The organism is Prevotella sp. tc2-28 (assembly GCF_900107705.1).
Lineage (GTDB): Bacteria > Bacteroidota > Bacteroidia > Bacteroidales > Bacteroidaceae > Prevotella.
Genome location: NZ_FNRE01000001.1, coordinates 13,157 through 32,220, shown reverse-complemented (window position 1 = coordinate 32,220; position 19,064 = coordinate 13,157). Strand labels below are relative to the sequence as shown.

Genomic DNA, 19,064 nt, shown 5'->3' with positions numbered 1-19,064 from the left:
ACCATATATAATTATTAGAAACGAACTTTCAGACCGACGTTGTAGATGCGTTGTGATGGATAACGATAGTTATCAATGCCTTGCAAAGTGACAGTCTGGTTAATAGAACCCAACTCAGGGTCGTAGCCCTTATAGTTGGTGATAGTAAAGAGGTTCTGGACGTTGGCATAGACCTGCACCCAATCAACCTTCAGAGGTGCTAACCATTTCTTAGGAACATTCCATGAGAGTGACAACGACTTTAGGCGCAGATAAGATGCATTCTCTATAAATCGGCTGCTGACGCGGTTGTTGTCGTTAGCTGGATTTTGAGTAATACGCTGAACCTTGGCAGAACTTGCATTACTGATATATACATTGCTGATGTCTGTTGTTGAACCGTTTTCGTCCTTAAGTGCTATACGTGCGAAATCGAACACATCTTTCATGCGGTTACCCCAGCTTGATGGGTCAGAGAACTGTTGGCGAATATAGTTATAGGCATCATTACCTACACTTCCGTTGAAGAAGAATGACAATTCAAAGTCTTTCCATGTAATTACGTTGTTGAAACCAAAAGTGAAGGTGGGGTTAGGATCACCGATAAACTTACGGTCGGCCTCAGTAATCTTACCGTCTTGATTGACATCCTCATAAATGTAGTCTCCTACCCAGATACCATTGTTTGGATTGATGGGCATAAGAGAACCATCGGTTGCAACAGGACGGGCTACAGGAACGCGGTTACCGTTGGCGTCAAGTACGAATTCTCCTAACTGGTTCTTCTGATAGAAATCGTCCTCGCAGGTAAACATGCCAATGACATTATATCCGTAGAAACGGCCAACAGCACCGCCTACAGGAGTCCATGTGACGATAGGGTCGCTTCCCTGTCCAGTAGGAATCTTGCCTGGCAGTGCAGCATCGGCAGAATTCAGACTGCTTAACTCGTTCTTGTTGAATGAGACAGTCAGTCCAGAACGCCACTGGAAGTCTTTGTTATTGATGTTAACGGTGTTCAGTGTGAACTCAACACCTCTGTTTTTCATAGAACCAGCGTTCACAATTGCAGGTGTTAGTCCCGTAAGGAAGTTTGGTAGTACAGCTGACATCAGCAGGTCGTCTGTGGTCTTCCAATAAGCATCAGTGATAAATTCGATGCGGTTATTGAGGAAGGCCAGATCCAGACCGATGTTCCATGCACGTGTTTTCTCCCAAGTCAAATCTTCGTTTCCGTAGTTGGCTGGTACATAAGCAGTTCCATTAGAGGTCGTTACATTCTTCATTTTGACACCATAGGCATATTCTGCGGCATTTTGGTTACCTACCAATCCCCAACCTAAACGTAGTTTTGCATTGCTTAGCCATGTAACTTTTTTCATGAAGGGTTCTTGAGTAATACGCCATGCAAGAGCTACAGATGGGAACCAACCCCAACGATGGCCTTTGGCAAAGTGTGAAGAACCATCAGTACGGAGGGTGGCTGTTAACAAGTAACGTTCTTTGAAATTGTAATTGAAACGTCCGAAGTATGACTCAATGGACCAGTGATTGCCCTCCTCATTGTTCTTGGCTGTATCGGCATCGCCTACAGCAATACTGGTCAGTGCACCTGAAATGTAATTCCCGCGATACATCCAGCCTTGGTACCACTCGCCATCCTGAGACTCGTGACCGAGCATGAGCGAGAAACGGTTGTCCTTCAATGGCTCAATCTCGTAAGTTGCGTACTGCTTGAAGGAGTTGTATTTATTTGTAGAGTTGTATTTGTTATTAGCCGATGGGTAGGTGAATATGTTCCCATCTCTCCAGGTTTTATATTCTGGGACGAAATTAAGAGCTTTACCCCAGCCACGATTGCCACCATATTCTATGCGAATATTCAGCCCTTTAACAGGTTTGATATTGGCTGCAAAGTTATAGTCCAGTGACTGGTTTGTACGTTCATTGGTCTGGCGCTCTGCCATAAAAAGTGGGTTTACAGTATAGTTATATCTCATACTGCTTGATCCCATATCGTAACTTCCGTCAGGCCTATGAGCAGCCATGTCGGGTGTACTGGCAAGAGCCTGGTACATGATATTCCATTGGTCAAAGGTGGATTCCTGCCAAATATTGGCAAAGGCAACGTTAGCATTGAAACTGAGCCATTTGTTAATCTCTGTATCGAAGTTAACACGGAAAGTAACACGTTCAAATGAAGAACCAATGGCAATACCATCTTGGTTCAGATAACCACCTGATATAGAATAATGTGTACTTTTTGTACCGCCGTTGATGTTCACTTGGTGGTTGTGCATAACAGCAGTACGGAATAACTCATCCTGCCAGTTGGTGCCATCAGTCAGCAGGTCAGGATTGAGATATTGTTCATTAGTTCCCCAGCCGTATACTTTAGAACGGGTGTTGTAATAGTCTGCATACTCTTTGAGATTCATAACATCCAACTTCTTGATGATAGACTGCCAACCCACATAGCCTTCATAGCTGACTTGAGGTCTGCTGTCTTGTCCTTTTTTAGTTGTAATAAGAACAACACCATTTGAGGCACGTGAACCGTAAATGGCAGTTGCCGATGCGTCTTTCAGCACTTCGATAGAAGTTATATCTGCTGGGTTTATAGTGCTTAATACGGAAGTGTTGCCATCCGTTTGTCCTGACATGGCAATACCGTCAATCACATACAAAGGCTCATTACCACCATTTAGAGAGTTAATACCACGAATTTGAACGGAGATGCCACCGCCAGGGGCGCCAGAGTTTTGGGTTACTTGAACACCTGCGATACGACCCTGCATGGCCTGTTCAACGTTCGTGTTTACACCTTGTTTAATTGCCTTCTCGTCAATAGACGATACAGAACCCGTCAAGTCAGAACGCTTCATCGTACCGTAACCAACAACTACAACTTCGTCGAGCATCTTCTTGTCTTCTTCAAGAGTAATCTGGTAGTTTGTGCGACCATCAATCTTGATTTCTTTCGTCAGATAGCCGATGTAGCTGATGACGAGAGTCTGACCTTGTTTGGCTTGAAGGGTAAAGTTACCGTCAAAGTCGGTGGCAACACCATTTGACGTACCCTTGATTACTACACTTGCACCGATAACAGGACCCATGGCGTCGCTAACGGTACCAGTAATCTTCTTCGACTGTTGTACCTCAAGTGGGGCAGTGGTCCCCCCAGCGTACAAAGCAGGCGAATACCCTAACAGGAAGATGGAACATAATCCTGTCAGCAGAGTTTCCTTACTGCAATTTAGTTTCATACCTTGTTTATTAGTTAGTAATATTGAATAAAAATGTTATTATTTTCGGTTGCAAAGATAGTGGGTTTTTCTGAAATAGGTTACACTTTTTTTGTTTAATATTGATACTTTTTTGCAAAGTTTTGTTCCCTGGAATGTGCTTAGATAACGTAAAAAGGCGTATTTAGGTAGAAAGAATCAATAAATTTTAAACGTAAAGAAAAAATATAATACGCGTGTTTGCAAATAAAGTATCATGTATTCTCAAAAAATAATGCTAACTTTGCAACCGAATAACTATTATCTATTAAGCTAAAAAGACCATATTACATGAAAATGACTCGCGCGTACCTATTAATTATTATTGTGTTGCTGGTTGGAATACCGATCAGTGCACAGATTCGTGGTAACCATGTGAACGTATGGGTGGTGCCTGACCATCAGGATTGGAATTACGAAGTGGGACAGACGGCTCAGTTCAAGGTGAGTGTTGTTCGTTCGTCGACCTTGGTTGATGATGTTATCGTCGACTATGAGGCTGGTCCGGAGATGTATCCCGAAGTCAAGAAGAAAGGTGTTAAGTTGAAGAATGGCACGATGACGTGGAGGGGAAAGATGACAAAGCCTGGCTTCTATCGGCTGACGGTGACTGCCCATGTGGGTGGTAAGGAGTATAAGGGCTCCTGCACTGCAGCCTTCTCACCAGAGAAGTTACAGCCCACTACGATAACACCCAAGGACTTTGACCAGTTCTGGCAGAAAACATTGGAAGAGGCACGATGGACTCCGTTGAATGCCACACGCGAGCTGTTAGCTGACCGCTCGACGGAAGATGTTAACGTGTATCAGGTGTCGTTCCATAATATTCGATGGGGTTCAAGAACTTACGGCATTCTGAGTGTACCCACCAAGCCGGGGAAATATCCGGCGTTACTGAGAGTTCCAGGTGCCGGTGTGCGTCCTTATAGTGGTGATACTTATACGGCTCCGACGAAAGCTATCGTGTTGGAAATCGGTATTCACGGGGTGGATGTAACACAACCCCAACAGTTCTATGACAATCTGATGAATGGTGCGCTGAACTGCTACTGGGATTTTGGAATGAACGACCGAGACCAGTCATATTATAAGCGGGTTGTTGTGGGCTGTGTGCGTTCTGTCGACTATGTTGCCTCGCTACCCGAATGGGACGGAAAGACCATTGGGGTGACGGGAGCCAGTCAAGGGGGCTTCCTCTCCTATGCCACAGCAGCTCTGGACAAGCGAATCACTTTTGTGGCTGCTGTCCATCCTGCACTCTGCGACCATACGGCTTCGCTGAAGGGTATTGCTTGCGGGTGGCCGCACTATTTCTATAAGAAGCAAGAGGTGAGAGGTGAGAAGTTTGAGAATAGCAAGGAAGTGGAGACATCGAGATATTACGATGGTGTGAACTTCGTCCGTCGCATCCAATGTCCCACATGGGTGTCGTTTGGCTACAACGACGATGTGGTGCCTCCGACAACGGCGTATGCCACGTACAATACGCTAAAATGCGATAAGAAACTGAGTATATATCAGCAGACAGCTCATTTCTGGTATCAAGAGCAATGGGACGAGTGGCAGGAATGGATGAAGGAACAATTAGGGATAAAATGATGAAACAGTATTTATATATAATAGGTGTAGCCTTCATGATGGCAGCCTGTGGTCAGAAGACCGTTGTGGAGAAGACACAGCGCGAACTGTTGGCTGAGCGTTTGCAGACGTTGCAGCAGAAGGGTTATATGTTCGGACATCAGGATGATCCGATGTATGGACTGACATGGGCCTACGACAAAGATTCGAGTGATGTTAAGAATGTCTGTGGTGACTATCCTGCTGTGATGGGATTCGAATTGGGAGGAATTGAGATGGGCGATGAGAAGAGCTTGGACAGTGTGCCTTTCACCCGTATCACGGAAGAGGTGGTCGCTCACTACGAGCGTGGTGGTATTGTAACTATCAGTTGGCATCCACGCAATCCGTTGACTACAATAGAGGGCGGAGGTAATGCTGGTCAGAAATTCCCCCAGGGAACGGCGTGGGATACCAGCGATTCCACCGTGGTGAAGAATATACTGCCTCAAGGTTCGCACAACAAACTGTTCCAGACGTGGATGCAGCGCTTGTCAGACTTTTTAGCTACGCTGAAGACGGCAGACGGCAAGAAGGTGCCTGTCATCTTCCGTCCCTGGCATGAGAATACCGGGTCTTGGTTCTGGTGGGGTGAGAAACTCTGTACGGTGGAAGAATACAAAGCACTGTGGAATATGTTGCAGGATAAGTTGGATGCCGACGGCTTTGACAACCTGTTGTGGGCTTACTCACCGGGAATGGCTTCCGACCTGACCAATGAGAAATACCTGGAACGCTATCCAGGTGACGACCGTATCGGACTGGTAGGTATTGACGGTTATCAGTGGGGAACGAAGGAAGACTTCGTCAGTCAGCTGGATCAGAACCTTCAGATGCTGTGCCAGTTTGCCAAAGAACATGGGAAGATAGCTGCTTTGACAGAGTGCGGACTGAAGAATCTGGCAGATTCGACGTGGTGGACATCGACCTTACAGCCTGTTGTGCAGAAGTATCCCATCAGCTATCTGTTGGTATGGCGTAACTACAAAGAGGAGTGGTTCGGACCGTCCCCGTCAAAGCCAGATGCTCCTTATTTCCGCAATTTCTACCAGTCGGATAAAACCTTATTCCTAAAAGATATACAATAAAAAAAACATAAAATGAGTGATTTTCAAACAAAAGTGAAGGCGCTCAGAGCCCACCACGAGGAGCTACTGACGCGCAAGAATGAACCCTTAGAATGGGGGAATGGTATCTATGACAAGTGGAAGAATCCTATATTGACGGCAGAGCATACACCGCTGGAGTGGCGCTATGACTTCTGTGAACAGGACAATCCGTATCTGATGCAGCGTATCATGATGAATGCGACGTTGAACTCAGGAGCCATCAAGTGGCAAGGCAAGTATTGTCTAGTGGTTCGTGTGGAGGGCGCTGACCGTAAGTCGTTCTTTGCCGTGGCAGAGTCACCTAACGGAGTGGATAACTTCCGTTTCTGGGAGGAACCCATTACGATGCCTGACGATGTGATACCGGCTACGAATATCTATGACATGCGCATCACCCAGCATGAGGACGGATGGATCTATGGCGTGTTCTGTGCGGAGCGCCATGATGATTCGCAACCGGGTAACTTGAGTGCTGCTACGGCAACCGCAGGTATTGCCCGCACCAAAGACCTGAAGACGTGGTATCGTCTGCCTGACCTGAAGACGAAGTCGCAGCAGCGTAATGTCGTCCTACATCCCGAGTTTGTGGATGGGAAGTATGCCTTCTACACCCGCCCACAGGATGGCTTTATAGATACAGGCTCAGGTGGTGGTATCGGATGGGCCTTAGTGGATGATATCACTCATGCTGAAATCAAGGAGGAAAAGATTATCAATGCCCGGCACTATCACACCATCACAGAGGTGAAGAACGGTGAGGGACCGCATCCTATCAAGACTCCTAAAGGATGGTTGCATCTGGCTCATGGTGTTCGTGCTACTGCTGACGGACTGCGCTATGTGCTATATATGTATATGACTTCACTGGAGGATCCCACAAAGGTCATTGCTCAGCCAGGTGGATTCTTCCTTGTTCCGCAGGGAGACGAATACCTGGGTGACGTGATGAACGTTGCCTTTGCCAATGGCTGGATAGCAGATGAGGACGGCAAGGTGTTTATCTATTATGCTTCTGCCGACACCCGTATGCATGTGGCCACGTCGACAATCGATAAGTTGACTGACTACTGCATGAACACCCCAGAGGACGGCCTCTATACGGCTGCTAGTGTTGAAACCATCAAGAAATTAATCGCTAAAAATAAAAGCTTATGAGTTCCTTAAAAGAAAAAATCGGCTATGGCTTTGGTGATATGTCGTCCAGCATGTTCTGGAAGATATTCTCATACTATCTGCCGTTCTTCTATAGTAATATCTTCGGTCTGTCACTGGTTGACGCCGGTGTGCTGGTATTGGTGACCCGTATCTGGGATGCTGTGTCAGACCCTATGATGGGTATTATCTCTGATCGTACTAATACTAAATGGGGAAAGTATCGTCCTTATCTGCTCTGGGTGGCCCCGTTCTTCAGCATCTGTGGTATCTTGCTGTTTACCACACCCGACTTGAACTATGGCGGGAAGCTTATTTGGGCTTATGTGACGTATATCCTGATGATGACGGTTTATACGGGCATCAACGTACCTTACGGAGCGATGCTGGGTGTCATGACGGATGATTCTAACGAGAAAACAGTCTTTTCGTCATTCCGCATGTTCTTTGCCTATGGTGGCTCGTTCATCTCGCTATTTCTTTGGGAACCGCTGACCAACTTGTTGGGAGGCTATAACACTCCAGGCGGATGGTTCTGGGCGATGGCTGTCATTGCAGCGGCCTGCTTCGTGATGTTCATCCTTTGCTTCCTGATGACAAAGGAACATCTGAAGACGGTTTCTACTGTCAGTGTAGGCAATGACTTCAAAGCTCTGCTGACGAATAAGCCCTGGTGGTTGCTGATAGGAGCCGCCTTGTGTTTCAATCTGTTCAATACCGTGCGCGGTGCAACGGTGGCCTATTTCTTCCAGGATATCATCGGCCCAAATGTCAGCCTGGTGTTCTTCGGACTGATGTTCGTCTTTTATGCAGGACTCTTCCTGGGCGTCGGTGAGGTCAGTAACATGGTCGGTGTGGCTTCGTGTGTTCCTATCGCAAGCAAACTGGGCAAGAAAACCACCTTCATACTGGTCAATGGTTCGCTGGTCGTGCTGAGCATCTTGTTCTTCTTCATCCCTTGTACACCGACAGGCTATTGGATGATGCTGATATCCCAGATTCTGATTTCTATACTGACGGGTATTATGTCGCCACTAGTATGGTCGATGTATGCGGATGTCAGTGACTATGCTGAGCTGAAGTTTAGTACCGCATCCACTGGTCTTATCTTCTCCAGCTCATCCATGGCGCAGAAGTTTGGTGGTGCCATCGGTGGTGCTGCTGTGCTATGGCTGTTGTCGGGCTTCGGTTATATCACCGATCCGGAAGTGCTGGCTCAAGGACCAGTCGCCCAGCCGGAGAGTGCCCTGACCTGTCTTCGCTGGCTTATGAGCTTCGTTCCGGCATGTGTCGCATTGCTGTCAGTGTGCGTGGTATGGTTCTATCCGCTGACGACAGAACGCATCAAAGAGATTAATAAGGAACTGAGGAAAGTACGTGCTGTTACAGACTGATATGGTAAAGTCAATGAAACATGAGATGCAGGATGTACTTCAAAACAACATCCTGCGTTTCTGGCTAGACAAAATGGTCGACCTGGAGCATGGAGGCTTCTATGGTCGTATAGATGGTCACGAAGTGTTGCATCCAGATGCAGAGAAGGGCGCGATACTCAATGCCCGTATTCTGTGGAGTTTCTCCGCAGCCTATCGTGTGTTGAAGAATCCGGAATATTTGGAAGCTGCCACCCGTGCCAAGGATTATATCATTGATCATTTTATAGACCAGGAGTATGGCGGTGTTTATTGGAGTGTTGACTGTATGGGTAATCCTCTGGATACGAAGAAACAGTTCTATGCTATCGGCTTCACAATCTACGGATTCTCAGAATATGCCCGTGCTACAGGTGACCGCGAGGCATTGGAGTATGCACTCGACTTGTATGAGTGTATCGAGGAACATGCTTTTGACCAAGAACACAATGGCTATATAGAGGCTTGTACGCGAGAGTGGGAAACGATTGCTGACATGCGTTTGTCGGAGTTGGATGCCAACTATCCCAAATCGCAGAACACGCACCTGCATATCATAGAACCCTATACCAACCTTCTCAGATGCTTGAAGGAGATGCAGGCAAAGGAGCGTTGCGACTATGTGCCCGTCCTGGGAGCCGTGTTGCCGGTGGGCATCAGCGTGCTTTCGGAAACCATCGTGAATGTGGAGGCATCACTACGAAACCTTATTGATATTTTCACCGACCGCATTCTCAATCCGGAAACACACCACCTCGACCTTTTCTTCGAGATGGACTGGACACGGGGCGCTGGCCGTCTGGAGAGTTATGGACACGACATTGAATGTTCCTGGCTGATGCACGAGGCAGCTTTGGTGCTGGGTGACAAAGATGTACTCACTAAGGTGGAACCCATTGTCCGTGAGGTGGCAAAAGCTTCGGAGAAAGGACTGCGTCCTGACGGTTCGATGATTCACGAGGCCAACCTTGATACAGGGCATGTGGATGATGATCTTCACTGGTGGGTGCAGGCTGAGAATGTAGTGGGCTGGTTTAACCTCTATCAGTATTTCGGTGACAGACAGGCCTTAGACCGTGCATTGCAAGGATGGAACTACATCAAGACGCAGATTATTGACTGGGAAAACGGAGAGTGGCATTGGAGCCGCCATCCTGATGGAACGTTGAATACGGTTGACGATAAGGCTGGTTTTTGGAAGTGTCCCTACCATAACAGCCGCATGTGTCTAGAAATCATTGAGAGAGTGGAAAGCAACTGATTAATTTGGATTTTTGATAATTTCTTCGTATCTTTGCCGATATTTTTAATGAAAGCAAACGATATGAAGAAATTTTTTATTCTATTCGCTATTCTGTTCTGTGGTGCTGTCGAGATGTCAGCACAGGGGAAATTCAACGAACGTCCTAAACTGGTCGTTGGTATTGTAGTAGACCAGATGCGCTGGGACTATTTATCTATCTATTACGACAAATTTGGAAAAGACGGTTTTCGTCGGTTGCTGGATCAGGGCTATTCGTTCGACAACTGCTTGATTGACTATGTTCCAACGGTAACAGCCATCGGTCATACCTCGGTCTATACGGGAACGACTCCGGCATTCCACGGCATCTGTGGTAATAATTTCTTGGTTGATGGAAAGATTGTCTATTGTTGCGAAGACAAGTCTGTGAAACCAGTAGGCTCGGATAATCAGAAAGACGGTGCAATGTCGCCCGTCAACCTGTTGGCAACCACCATAGGCGATCAGTTGCGCCTGCATACGGACTTCCGTTCCAAGGTAATCGGCGTATCTTACAAGGATCGTGCCGCTATTTTACCTGCAGGTCACTCGGCTAATGCTGCTTATTGGTTGGATAAAAAGAACCGCCAGTTCATTACCAGCACCTATTATATGCAAGAACTTCCTCAGTGGGTCAAGGACTATAACAAGGAGTTAGTTAAGCATAACGGATTCAAGGAGGTCGGTGAGAATGTTGGACTCTATCCGATGGCAGGTCAGATAACGGCTGATATGGCTATTGCTGCATTGACTGGCGAACGCTTGGGGCAGGGCAACGAGACGGATATGTTGTGTGTCAGTTTCTCGCAGACTGACGTCATTGGACATAAGTGGGGCACCCGTGGACAACATACTGATGAGGCCTATCTGGAATTGGATAAGGACCTAGCCCGTCTTTTCAAAGCATTGGATGAAAAGGTAGGTAAGGGCAATTATCTGGCTTTCTTGACAGCAGATCATGGCGCAGCCCATAACAACCATTATATGATGGACCATAAGATGGGTGCGGGTGAATGGCATTCTGCTGATATACGCTCAGGTTTGGAAAAACATATTGCCTCTACTCTGGGAAATACCAAGAACGTCGTAAAGGGAATCATCGACTATCGCTTTTTCCTAGACCATAAGGAGATTGAGAAACAAGGTCTTGATTTGCAACGAGTGAAGGCTGTAGCCATAGACTACCTGCGCCAATGTCCGCATATTTCGTTTGTTGTAGACTTTGAACAGGCGGCAATGGCTCCCATTCCCCCTGTTATCCGCCATCGTATCCTGATGGGTTATAACTTCCGTCGCTCAGGTGATATCATCGTTTGTCCGGAGCCTGGCTACTATGAAGTAGGCCAATGGTCGTCGCCTGTCGGTACGACACATGGGGAGTGGAATCCGTATGATGCACACATCCCTCTGCTGTTCTACGGATGGAAAGTTCCACACGGTTCTGCTTCTCAAGAAGTACACATCACAGACATCGCACCAACCGTCTGTTCGTTGCTTCGAATTCAACAGCCAAATGCCTGTATTGGAGGCTCTTTGCGTTTTGATTGAAGGTAGCGAAATAAATTCCACAATAAAATGCAGTTATATTGAGATTTATTTCCTATCTTTGCACCCGAAAGAAATAAATAGTAGGGAAACAAAACTAAGGCTGAGAATATGAATATAGGTAAACACGTTGAGGAAATCCTCAGAAAACAGGGAAAGTCCGCTGCATGGTTAGCAACACAAATCCCTTGCGAACGCACGAATGTATATAACATTTTTAAGCGTAAGAGTTTGGATGCACGTCTACTGATGAGAATCAGTGTAATTTTGGAACATGACTTCTTTAAGGAGTTATCCGAAGAGACGTTCCCCAAAAGTAAATAACAATTAACCGCTGCCATTTGTTAGGTAGCGGTTTTTTATTTTGAAGTTTTTCAATATTTATGCTTTTTCTTTGCGATATTTTTTGTACCTTTGCACGCACTTAGCATACAATATTGTAATTATTAATATTTTTATGAATTTTACTTTGTTAATTACCGTCTTGCTGACGGCTATTACATTGGTGGTGGCGGCTTACATCGTAGCCAAACTGATAGGACCAAGGTCCTATGCGAAGGTGAAAGGTGAGCCGTATGAGAGTGGTATACCCACGCGAGGCACATCGTGGTTGCCGGTTTCTATGGGCTTCTATCTCTTCGCCATCTTGTTCCTCATGTTTGATGTGGAAACGGTGTTTCTGTATCCATGGGCAGTAGTTGTGAAGGAGTTCGGCACAGCAGCCCTGCTGAGCATCGGCTTCTTCTTGGTAGTCTTGGTATTAGGCTTGGCTTATGCCTGGCGGAAAGGAGATTTGGAATGGAAGTAAGAAAACCGCACATCAAGAGTATTCCTTACGAAGAGTGGAATGACAACGAGTCTTTGGAGAAGATTGTTGATGAGCTCCATGAAGGTGGCGTCAATGTGGTGACAGGTACACTTGACCAGTTGATTAACTGGGGACGTTCCAACTCACTGTGGTCGCTGACCTTTGCTACCTCATGTTGTGGTATTGAGTTTATGGCTTGCGGATGTGCCCGTTACGACTTTGCCCGCTTCGGTTTTGAAGTCACCCGTAACTCTCCCCGTCAGGCTGACCTCATCATGTGTGCAGGAACGATTACCCATAAGATGGCTCCTGCCTTGAAGCGTCTTTACGACCAAATGGCTGAGCCAAAGTATGTGATTGCCGTAGGCGGCTGTGCCATCAGCGGTGGTCCGTTCAAGTCGAGCTACCATGTGGTAAAGGGTATCGAGGAAATCGTACCTGTCGACGTGTTCATTCCAGGCTGTCCTCCTCGTCCGGAGGCTATCATGTACGGCATGATGCAGCTTCAGCGTAAAGTGAAGATTGAGAAATTCTTCGGAGGCGCCAACCACAAGCAGACTCGTGATGAGGCTTCTTTGGGTGTTTCCAATGAGGAACTGACATTCCGCGAAAAGCATGGTGATCATCGCAGAGAACCGGTGGTTATCACGGATGTACCTCAGGAATTTGTTGAAGAACTGAAGAAAGAGGAGGGCAACGTATGAAGTTAGATTTCTTATCATTCGATTTTGAAAAGTTCGCCTCGGAGATGCAGAACTTGAAAGACAAGAAAGGTTTTGACTATCTTGTCACCATCGTTGGCGAGGATTTCGGAAAAGAAGAGGGCCTCGGCTGTGTTTATATCCTCGAGAATACCCAGACACATGAGCGTTGCTCGGTGAAGATGCTTGCCAAGAGCCAGGTTTGCGGTGATGGCATTGCATCGAATGGAACCGGTGAGACTGATGGACAGCAGGTAGCCTATATCCCTACTGTTTCACATATCTGGCGTGTTGCCGATTTGTTGGAACGTGAGGTCTACGATTTCTTTGGCATTGTCTTCCTCGGTCATCCCGACATGCGTCGTCTGTTCCTGCGTAGCGACTTCAAGGGATTCCCCTTCCGCAAGGACTGGAAATTCAACGATGAGTATAAGCTGGAAGATGACGTGGAGCCTGACTATGGCTTGGAGTATTTCCTGGACAAAGACGGCAACTTGCAGTCGAAACAGAATAGACTCTTTGATGCCGACGACTACGTAATCAACATCGGACCGCAGCACCCTGCAACACACGGCGTTCTTCGCCTGCAGACAGTACTTGACGGTGAGACTGTAAAGCGCATCTATCCCCACTTGGGATATATCCATCGTGCCATTGAGAAGATGTGGGAAGGCATGACCTACCCCCAGACATTGGCACTGACCGATCGTCTGAACTACCTCGGAGCCATGCAGCACCGTCACGCTTTAGTAGGTGTTATCGAGGAGGCCATGGAGGTTGAACTGACCGACCGCATCAAGTACATCCGTACGATTATGGATGAGCTGCAGCGTCTCGACTCCCACTTGCTATATACTTCGTGTGTCGCTCAGGACCTGGGTGCACTCACAGGTATGCTTTATGGTATGCGCGATCGTGAGCATGTGCTGAACTGTATGGAGGAGACCACCGGTGGCCGACTCATTCAGAACTATTATTGCATAGGTGGTTTGCAGGATGACATCGATCCTAACTTCGTGAAAAACTGTAAGGACCTCGTGAAGTACCTGCGCCCGATGATTCAGGAATATATGGATGTGTTTGGTGATAACGTCATCACGCATAACCGTCTGGAGAAGTGTGGCCCGATGAGTCTTGAAGATTGCATCAACTATGCAGTCACTGGTCCTGCCGGTCGCGCTTCGGGGTGGAAGAACGACGTTCGTAAGAACCATCCCTATGACATGTATGATAAGGTAGAGTGGGAACAGTGTACACTCACCGGCTGTGACTCTATGGACCGCTATCTGGTTCATATCAATGAGATGTATCAGAGTCTGAACATCATCGAACAGCTCATTGACAGCATCCCCGAGGGTGACTTCTACGTGAAGCAGAAGCCAATCATTAAGGTGCCCGAAGGACAATGGTACTACTCCGTTGAAGGTGTGGCTGGTGAGTTCGGTGTTTACCTTGACTCTCGCGGTGATAAGAGTCCTTATCGCATGAAGATGCGTCCGATGGGCCTCTCGCTGGTAGGAGCCTTCGACCCGATGTTGCGTGGTCAGAAGATTGCCGACCTCATCGCTACCTGTGCGGCTATTGACATTGTAATTCCCGACATCGACCGTTAGTCGAAGAATTGTAAAAATGAAGAATTGAAAAATTGAAGTGATTATGTTCGACTTTTCTATTATAACACAATGGTTCGACGCTCTCCTTCGCGAGACTCTCGGTTTAGGAGATTTCCTGTCGATATTGATTGAGTGCGTGCTGGTGGGTGTCGCTATCCTTGTAGGATATGCCCTTATCGCTATCGTACTGATATTTATGGAGCGTAAAGTCTGTGCTTACTTCCAGTGCCGTCTTGGCCCGATGCGAGTAGGCTACTGGGGTTTGCTGCAGGTGTTTGCCGATGTGCTGAAGATGCTCATCAAGGAGATTTTCTTCGTTGATCGTGCTGATAAACTGCTGTATGCCGTAGCTCCTCTCTTGGTGATTATCGGTTCTGTAGGAGCCTTCTCTTTCTTGCCTTGGAACAATGGCGCGACAGTGCTCGACTTCAACGTCGGCGTGTTCCTGCTCACTGCTATCTCTTCGATAGGTGTAGTGGGTATCTTCCTCGCCGGTTGGGCTTCTAACAACAAGTATTCAGTAGTGAGTGCCATGCGTGGTGCTGTGCAGATGATTTCCTATGAGATGTCTCTCTGTCTCTGTCTGATAACAGCCGTTATTCTGACAGGTACCATGCAGATGTCCGGCATCGTAGAGGCACAGACTGGTCCTTTCAAGTGGCTCATCTGCCAGGGACACATCCCCGCGCTCATTGCCTTCTTCGTATTCCTCATTGCAGGAAATGCAGAGGCTAACCGTGGCCCGTTCGATATGGCTGAGGCTGAGAGTGAGTTGACGGCAGGTCACCACACGGAGTACAGCGGTATGGGCTTTGGCTTCTTCTATCTGGCTGAGTTCCTCAACCTGTTTATCATCGCAGGTATTGCAGCTACCGTATTCCTTGGTGGCTGGGCTCCTCTGAACATCGGAATCGAAGCCTTCGACCAGCTGATGAACTACATCCCTGGCATCGTTTGGTTCATGGGTAAGGCGTTTGGCCTTGTCTGGGTACTGATGTGGATCAAGTGGACGTTCCCGCGTCTGCGTATCGACCAGATTCTGAAACTGGAGTGGAAGTATCTGATGCCCCTGGCCTTGATAAACTTGGTCATCATGACTGTTGTTGTGGCCCTTGGCTTGTATATTAAATAAGGCTTATTATAAAAATGGAAGATAATAAATCATATTTCGGAGAAATCGGACATGGTCTGAAGACTTTGGCAATAGGTATGAAGACTACCTGGAAGGAGTTCTTCAAGGACTTCTTCACCAACAAGTCTACAGAACAGTATCCCGAGAACCGCAAGACCACGCTTCACGTCTCCAAGCGTCACCGTGGTCGCTTGGTGTTCAAGCGCAACGACGATGGAAGCTATAAGTGTACGGCTTGCACCCTGTGTGAGAAGTCTTGCCCCAATGGAACCATCAAAATCCTGAGCCACATGGCTGAGGACCCGGAGACCGGTAAGAAAAAGAAGGTGCTGGATGATTATCAGTACGACCTTGGCGACTGTATGTTCTGCCAGCTTTGTACCAATGCCTGCAACTTCGATGCTATTGAGTTTACTAACGATTTCGAGAACGCAGTGTTCGACCGTTCCAAACTGGTTCTTCACCTCGATAAGGAGGTCTACCAGGGTGGTTCGCTGCCCAACCTCATCGAGGGTGGTGCCTCACTGACTATCGGAAAGTTTAATACCAAAACGAAGTAAAGACTATGGCTAATTTAGTAATGTTTTGCATCCTCGCTGTTGTCATCCTCGGTTCTGCCGTGATGTGTGTGACAACGACGCGAATCATGCGTGCCGCAACATTTATGTTGTTCGTGCTTTTTGGCGTGGCAGGTCTTTACTTCCTGCTCGACTATACCTATCTGGGTGCTGCCCAGATATCTGTCTATGCTGGTGGCGTCACGATGATCTACGTCTTCGCCATCCAGTTGGTGAACAAGCGTACCTTGCAAGGTCTGACCGAGCGTATGAAGGGCAGTCGCGTCCTTTGGGGCGGTCTGCTGACCATCATCGGTTGTGCTACCGTCATTTTGGTACTGCTGAAGAATCAGTTCTTATATGCTGCCATGGCAGCTCCCGATGCAGAGGTGCCTATGAAGGCTATCGGACATGCATTGGTAGGTGCCAACCGTTATGAGTATGTGCTCCCCTTCGAGTTCATCTCATTGTTCCTGTTGGCATGCATCATTGGTGGTTTGGTTGTTTCAAGAAAGGAGAAGTAAGCGTATGGTACCTGTAGAATGTTATTTTGTGCTGAGTGCACTGTTGTTCTTTATTGGCGTCTTCGGCTTTATCACCCGTCGCAACCTCGTTGCCATGCTCATCTCGGTAGAGCTGATTCTGAATGCCGTTGACATCAATTTTGCCGCTTTCAACCGCCTGTTGTTCCCCGGCTCCATGGAGGGTATGTTCATGACACTCTTCTCCATTGGTGTCTCAGCAGCAGAGTCGGCAGTGGCTATTGCAATTATCATCAACGTCTATCGTAATTTCAAGAGCGATGGCGTTGACAGTATCAAGAACATGAAATGGTAAGCTAAGGTAAAAAGTAAAAGTGAAAAGTGAAAAATTATGGAAATATATAGTTATTCATTTCTGATCCTTCTGCTGCCTGCGCTGTCATTCGTGATTCTTGCGCTTGCTGGCATGAAGATGTCGTATAAGACTGCTGGCCTTATCGGTACCACCTCTCTGGGACTGGTCACCGTATTGTCCTACCTGACAGCCTTCGCCTATTTTGGCGCAGACCGTCTGGAAGATGGTACCTTTGCCACCATCGTCCCTTATAATTTCACATGGTTACCTTTAGGTCATCTGCATTTTGACATGGGTATCCTGCTGGATCCCATCTCTGTGATGATGCTCATCGTCATCTCGACGGTTTCCCTGATGGTACATATCTACTCGTTCGGCTATATGCATGGCGAGAAGGGCTTCCAGCGCTACTACGCGTTCCTGAGCCTGTTCACCATGTCGATGCTCGGACTGGTTGTGGCCACCAACATTTTCCAGATGTATACCTTCTGGGAGTTGGTAGGTGTATCATCATACCTTTTGATTGGATTCTACTATCCGCTGAAGCCCGCTATAGCCGCCTCAAAGAAGGCATTTATCGTGACGCGTTTCGCTGATATGTTCTTCCTCATTGGTATCCTCTTGTTTGGTTATTACACGGAGTCGTTCAGCTTCTCGTTTGCCGGCGACATCGTCATGGGCGAGGGCACTACTCCCTTCATTGCCGGCAATGCTGCCAAGGCGATGGCTGCTGGTGCATTCATCCTGCCTACAGCATTGGTGCTGATGTTCATCGGTGGTGCTGGTAAGAGTGCCATGTTCCCCCTGCACATCTGGTTGCCTGATGCCATGGAGGGTCCGACACCTGTCTCTGCACTGATTCACGCAGCTACCATGGTTGTTGCAGGTGTGTTCCAGATTGCCCGTATGTTCCCCTTGTGGGTGGAATATGCTCAGCCTCAGATGTCTATCGTCGTCTGGGTGGGTGTGTTCACCGCATTCTATGCTGCTGCCGTGGCTTGTGCCCAGAGCGATATCAAGCGCGTGCTGGCTTTCTCTACGATTTCTCAGATTGCCTTCATGATGGTGGCACTTGGCGTATCACTGCCTGGTCATCACGGGGTGCTCGACAATCATGCTCAGCTCGGTTTCATGGCTGGTATGTTCCACTTGTTCACCCACGCTATGTTCAAGGCTTGTCTGTTCTTGGGAGCCGGTTGTATCATCCATGCCGTTCATTCTAATGAGATGGCACTGATGGGTGGACTGCGTAAGTATATGCCTATCACGCATATCACCTTCCTGATTTCGTGTCTGGCGATTGCCGGTATTCCCTTCTTCTCAGGCTTCAGCTCGAAGGATGAGATTATCACGGCTTGCTTTGCCTATAGTCCTGTGGTTGGTTGGATCATGACGGGTATTGCCGCTATGACCGCTTTCTATATGTTCCGTCTGTACTACGGTATTTTCTGGGGTACGGAGAACAAGGAAGCCCATGAGCACCATACGCCGCACGAGGCTCCCGCTACGATGACTGTTCCGCTGATTGTGCTTTGCGTCATCACCATGGGCGTGGGCATCTATACGACCATTGCAGGCTTTGCAGGGTGGGGTGGTTCTTTCGGCTCATTCGTATCTGCCGAGGGTACCGACTACACCATTCATTTCGACACGCAGATTGCTGCTACCTCTACCATTATCGCCATTCTGAGCATCTGTCTGGCTACCTATATATATATAGGTGAGAGCCAGCCCATTGCAGACCGTCTGTATAAGACGTTCCCCCGTCTGCATCGTGCCGCTTATAAGCGTTTCTATCAGGATGAGATATGGCAGTATGTCACCCATCGCATCATCTTCCGTTGCGTCTCAACGCCAATAGCTTGGTTCGACCGTCACGTCGTTGACGGCACGTTCAACTTCATGGCATGGGGAGCTAACGAGGCAGGTGAGTCGTTGCGTCCCTGGCAGAGTGGCGATGTCCGCCAGTATGCCGTCTGGTTCCTGACAGGTACGGTGGCATTAACGTTAATCCTGCTAAGTATTTAATTAGTAAT

General features: G+C 47.7%; 15 protein-coding genes. 14 read left to right on the top strand and 1 reads right to left on the bottom strand.

The annotated features are described in order from the left end of the window. Nucleotides 1-14 precede the first annotated feature (14 nt). A complete protein-coding gene (locus BLU47_RS00130; protein ID WP_091957057.1) occupies nucleotides 15-3,245 on the bottom strand; it encodes a SusC/RagA family TonB-linked outer membrane protein in 3,231 nt (1,076 codons plus the stop codon). A 315-nt stretch (nucleotides 3,246-3,560) separates the two neighbouring features. Here BLU47_RS00130 and BLU47_RS00125 point away from each other — a divergent pair, with 315 nt between their 5' ends. The 14 genes from BLU47_RS00125 (at nucleotide 3,561) to nuoL (ending at nucleotide 19,056) form a co-directional block, all read left to right on the top strand. Further along, entirely contained in the window at nucleotides 3,561-4,862 is a 1,302-nt protein-coding gene (locus BLU47_RS00125) for an acetylxylan esterase (RefSeq protein ID WP_091957471.1), read from the top strand. Further along, complete coding sequence (locus tag BLU47_RS00120) at nucleotides 4,859-5,968, top strand: glycoside hydrolase family 26 protein (protein ID WP_369796941.1); 1,110 nt, start codon at nucleotides 4,859-4,861, stop codon at nucleotides 5,966-5,968. Before BLU47_RS00125 ends, BLU47_RS00120 begins: the two co-directional genes overlap by 4 nt. Nucleotides 5,969-5,980: 12 nt before the next feature. Further along, on the top strand, nucleotides 5,981-7,144 hold the full coding sequence (locus BLU47_RS00115) for a glycoside hydrolase family 130 protein (protein WP_091957055.1): 1,164 nt from the start codon (nucleotides 5,981-5,983) through the stop codon (nucleotides 7,142-7,144). Next, nucleotides 7,141-8,535 (top strand): MFS transporter, encoded by a 1,395-nt coding sequence (locus BLU47_RS00110; RefSeq protein WP_091957053.1) that lies wholly within the window; start codon nucleotides 7,141-7,143, stop codon nucleotides 8,533-8,535. Before BLU47_RS00115 ends, BLU47_RS00110 begins: the two co-directional genes overlap by 4 nt. Nucleotides 8,536-8,548: 13 nt before the next feature. Continuing rightward, nucleotides 8,549-9,814 (top strand): AGE family epimerase/isomerase, encoded by a 1,266-nt coding sequence (locus tag BLU47_RS00105; RefSeq protein ID WP_304442024.1) that lies wholly within the window; start codon nucleotides 8,549-8,551, stop codon nucleotides 9,812-9,814. A gap of 63 nt (nucleotides 9,815-9,877) precedes the next feature. Next, nucleotides 9,878-11,383 (top strand): alkaline phosphatase family protein, encoded by a 1,506-nt coding sequence (locus BLU47_RS00100; RefSeq protein WP_091957467.1) that lies wholly within the window; start codon nucleotides 9,878-9,880, stop codon nucleotides 11,381-11,383. Nucleotides 11,384-11,837: 454 nt separating this feature from the next. Beyond that, a complete protein-coding gene (locus BLU47_RS00090; RefSeq protein WP_091957050.1) occupies nucleotides 11,838-12,188 on the top strand; it encodes an NADH-quinone oxidoreductase subunit A in 351 nt (116 codons plus the stop codon). Further along, on the top strand, nucleotides 12,179-12,892 hold the full coding sequence (locus BLU47_RS00085; protein ID WP_091957049.1) for an NADH-quinone oxidoreductase subunit B: 714 nt from the start codon (nucleotides 12,179-12,181) through the stop codon (nucleotides 12,890-12,892). Before BLU47_RS00090 ends, BLU47_RS00085 begins: the two co-directional genes overlap by 10 nt. Continuing rightward, nucleotides 12,889-14,502 carry an NADH-quinone oxidoreductase subunit D-related protein gene (locus BLU47_RS00080; RefSeq protein ID WP_091957047.1) on the top strand — a complete coding sequence of 538 codons (1,614 nt, stop codon included), beginning with the start codon at nucleotides 12,889-12,891 and terminating at the stop codon, nucleotides 14,500-14,502. Before BLU47_RS00085 ends, BLU47_RS00080 begins: the two co-directional genes overlap by 4 nt. A 43-nt stretch (nucleotides 14,503-14,545) precedes the next feature. Next, the gene (nuoH, locus tag BLU47_RS00075) at nucleotides 14,546-15,634 is read left to right on the top strand and encodes an NADH-quinone oxidoreductase subunit NuoH (RefSeq protein WP_091957045.1); all 1,089 of its coding nucleotides are present in this window, start codon (nucleotides 14,546-14,548) and stop codon (nucleotides 15,632-15,634) included. Nucleotides 15,635-15,648: 14 nt separating this feature from the next. Continuing rightward, complete coding sequence (locus BLU47_RS00070; RefSeq protein WP_091957038.1) at nucleotides 15,649-16,194, top strand: NuoI/complex I 23 kDa subunit family protein; 546 nt, start codon at nucleotides 15,649-15,651, stop codon at nucleotides 16,192-16,194. A gap of 5 nt (nucleotides 16,195-16,199) precedes the next feature. Then, a complete protein-coding gene (locus tag BLU47_RS00065) occupies nucleotides 16,200-16,715 on the top strand; it encodes an NADH-quinone oxidoreductase subunit J family protein (protein ID WP_091957036.1) in 516 nt (171 codons plus the stop codon). A 4-nt stretch (nucleotides 16,716-16,719) separates the two neighbouring features. Beyond that, a complete protein-coding gene (gene nuoK / locus BLU47_RS00060; protein WP_091957034.1) occupies nucleotides 16,720-17,028 on the top strand; it encodes an NADH-quinone oxidoreductase subunit NuoK in 309 nt (102 codons plus the stop codon). A 36-nt stretch (nucleotides 17,029-17,064) separates the two neighbouring features. Continuing rightward, complete coding sequence (gene nuoL / locus BLU47_RS00055; RefSeq protein ID WP_091957033.1) at nucleotides 17,065-19,056, top strand: NADH-quinone oxidoreductase subunit L; 1,992 nt, start codon at nucleotides 17,065-17,067, stop codon at nucleotides 19,054-19,056. Nucleotides 19,057-19,064: the final 8 nt, after the last annotated feature.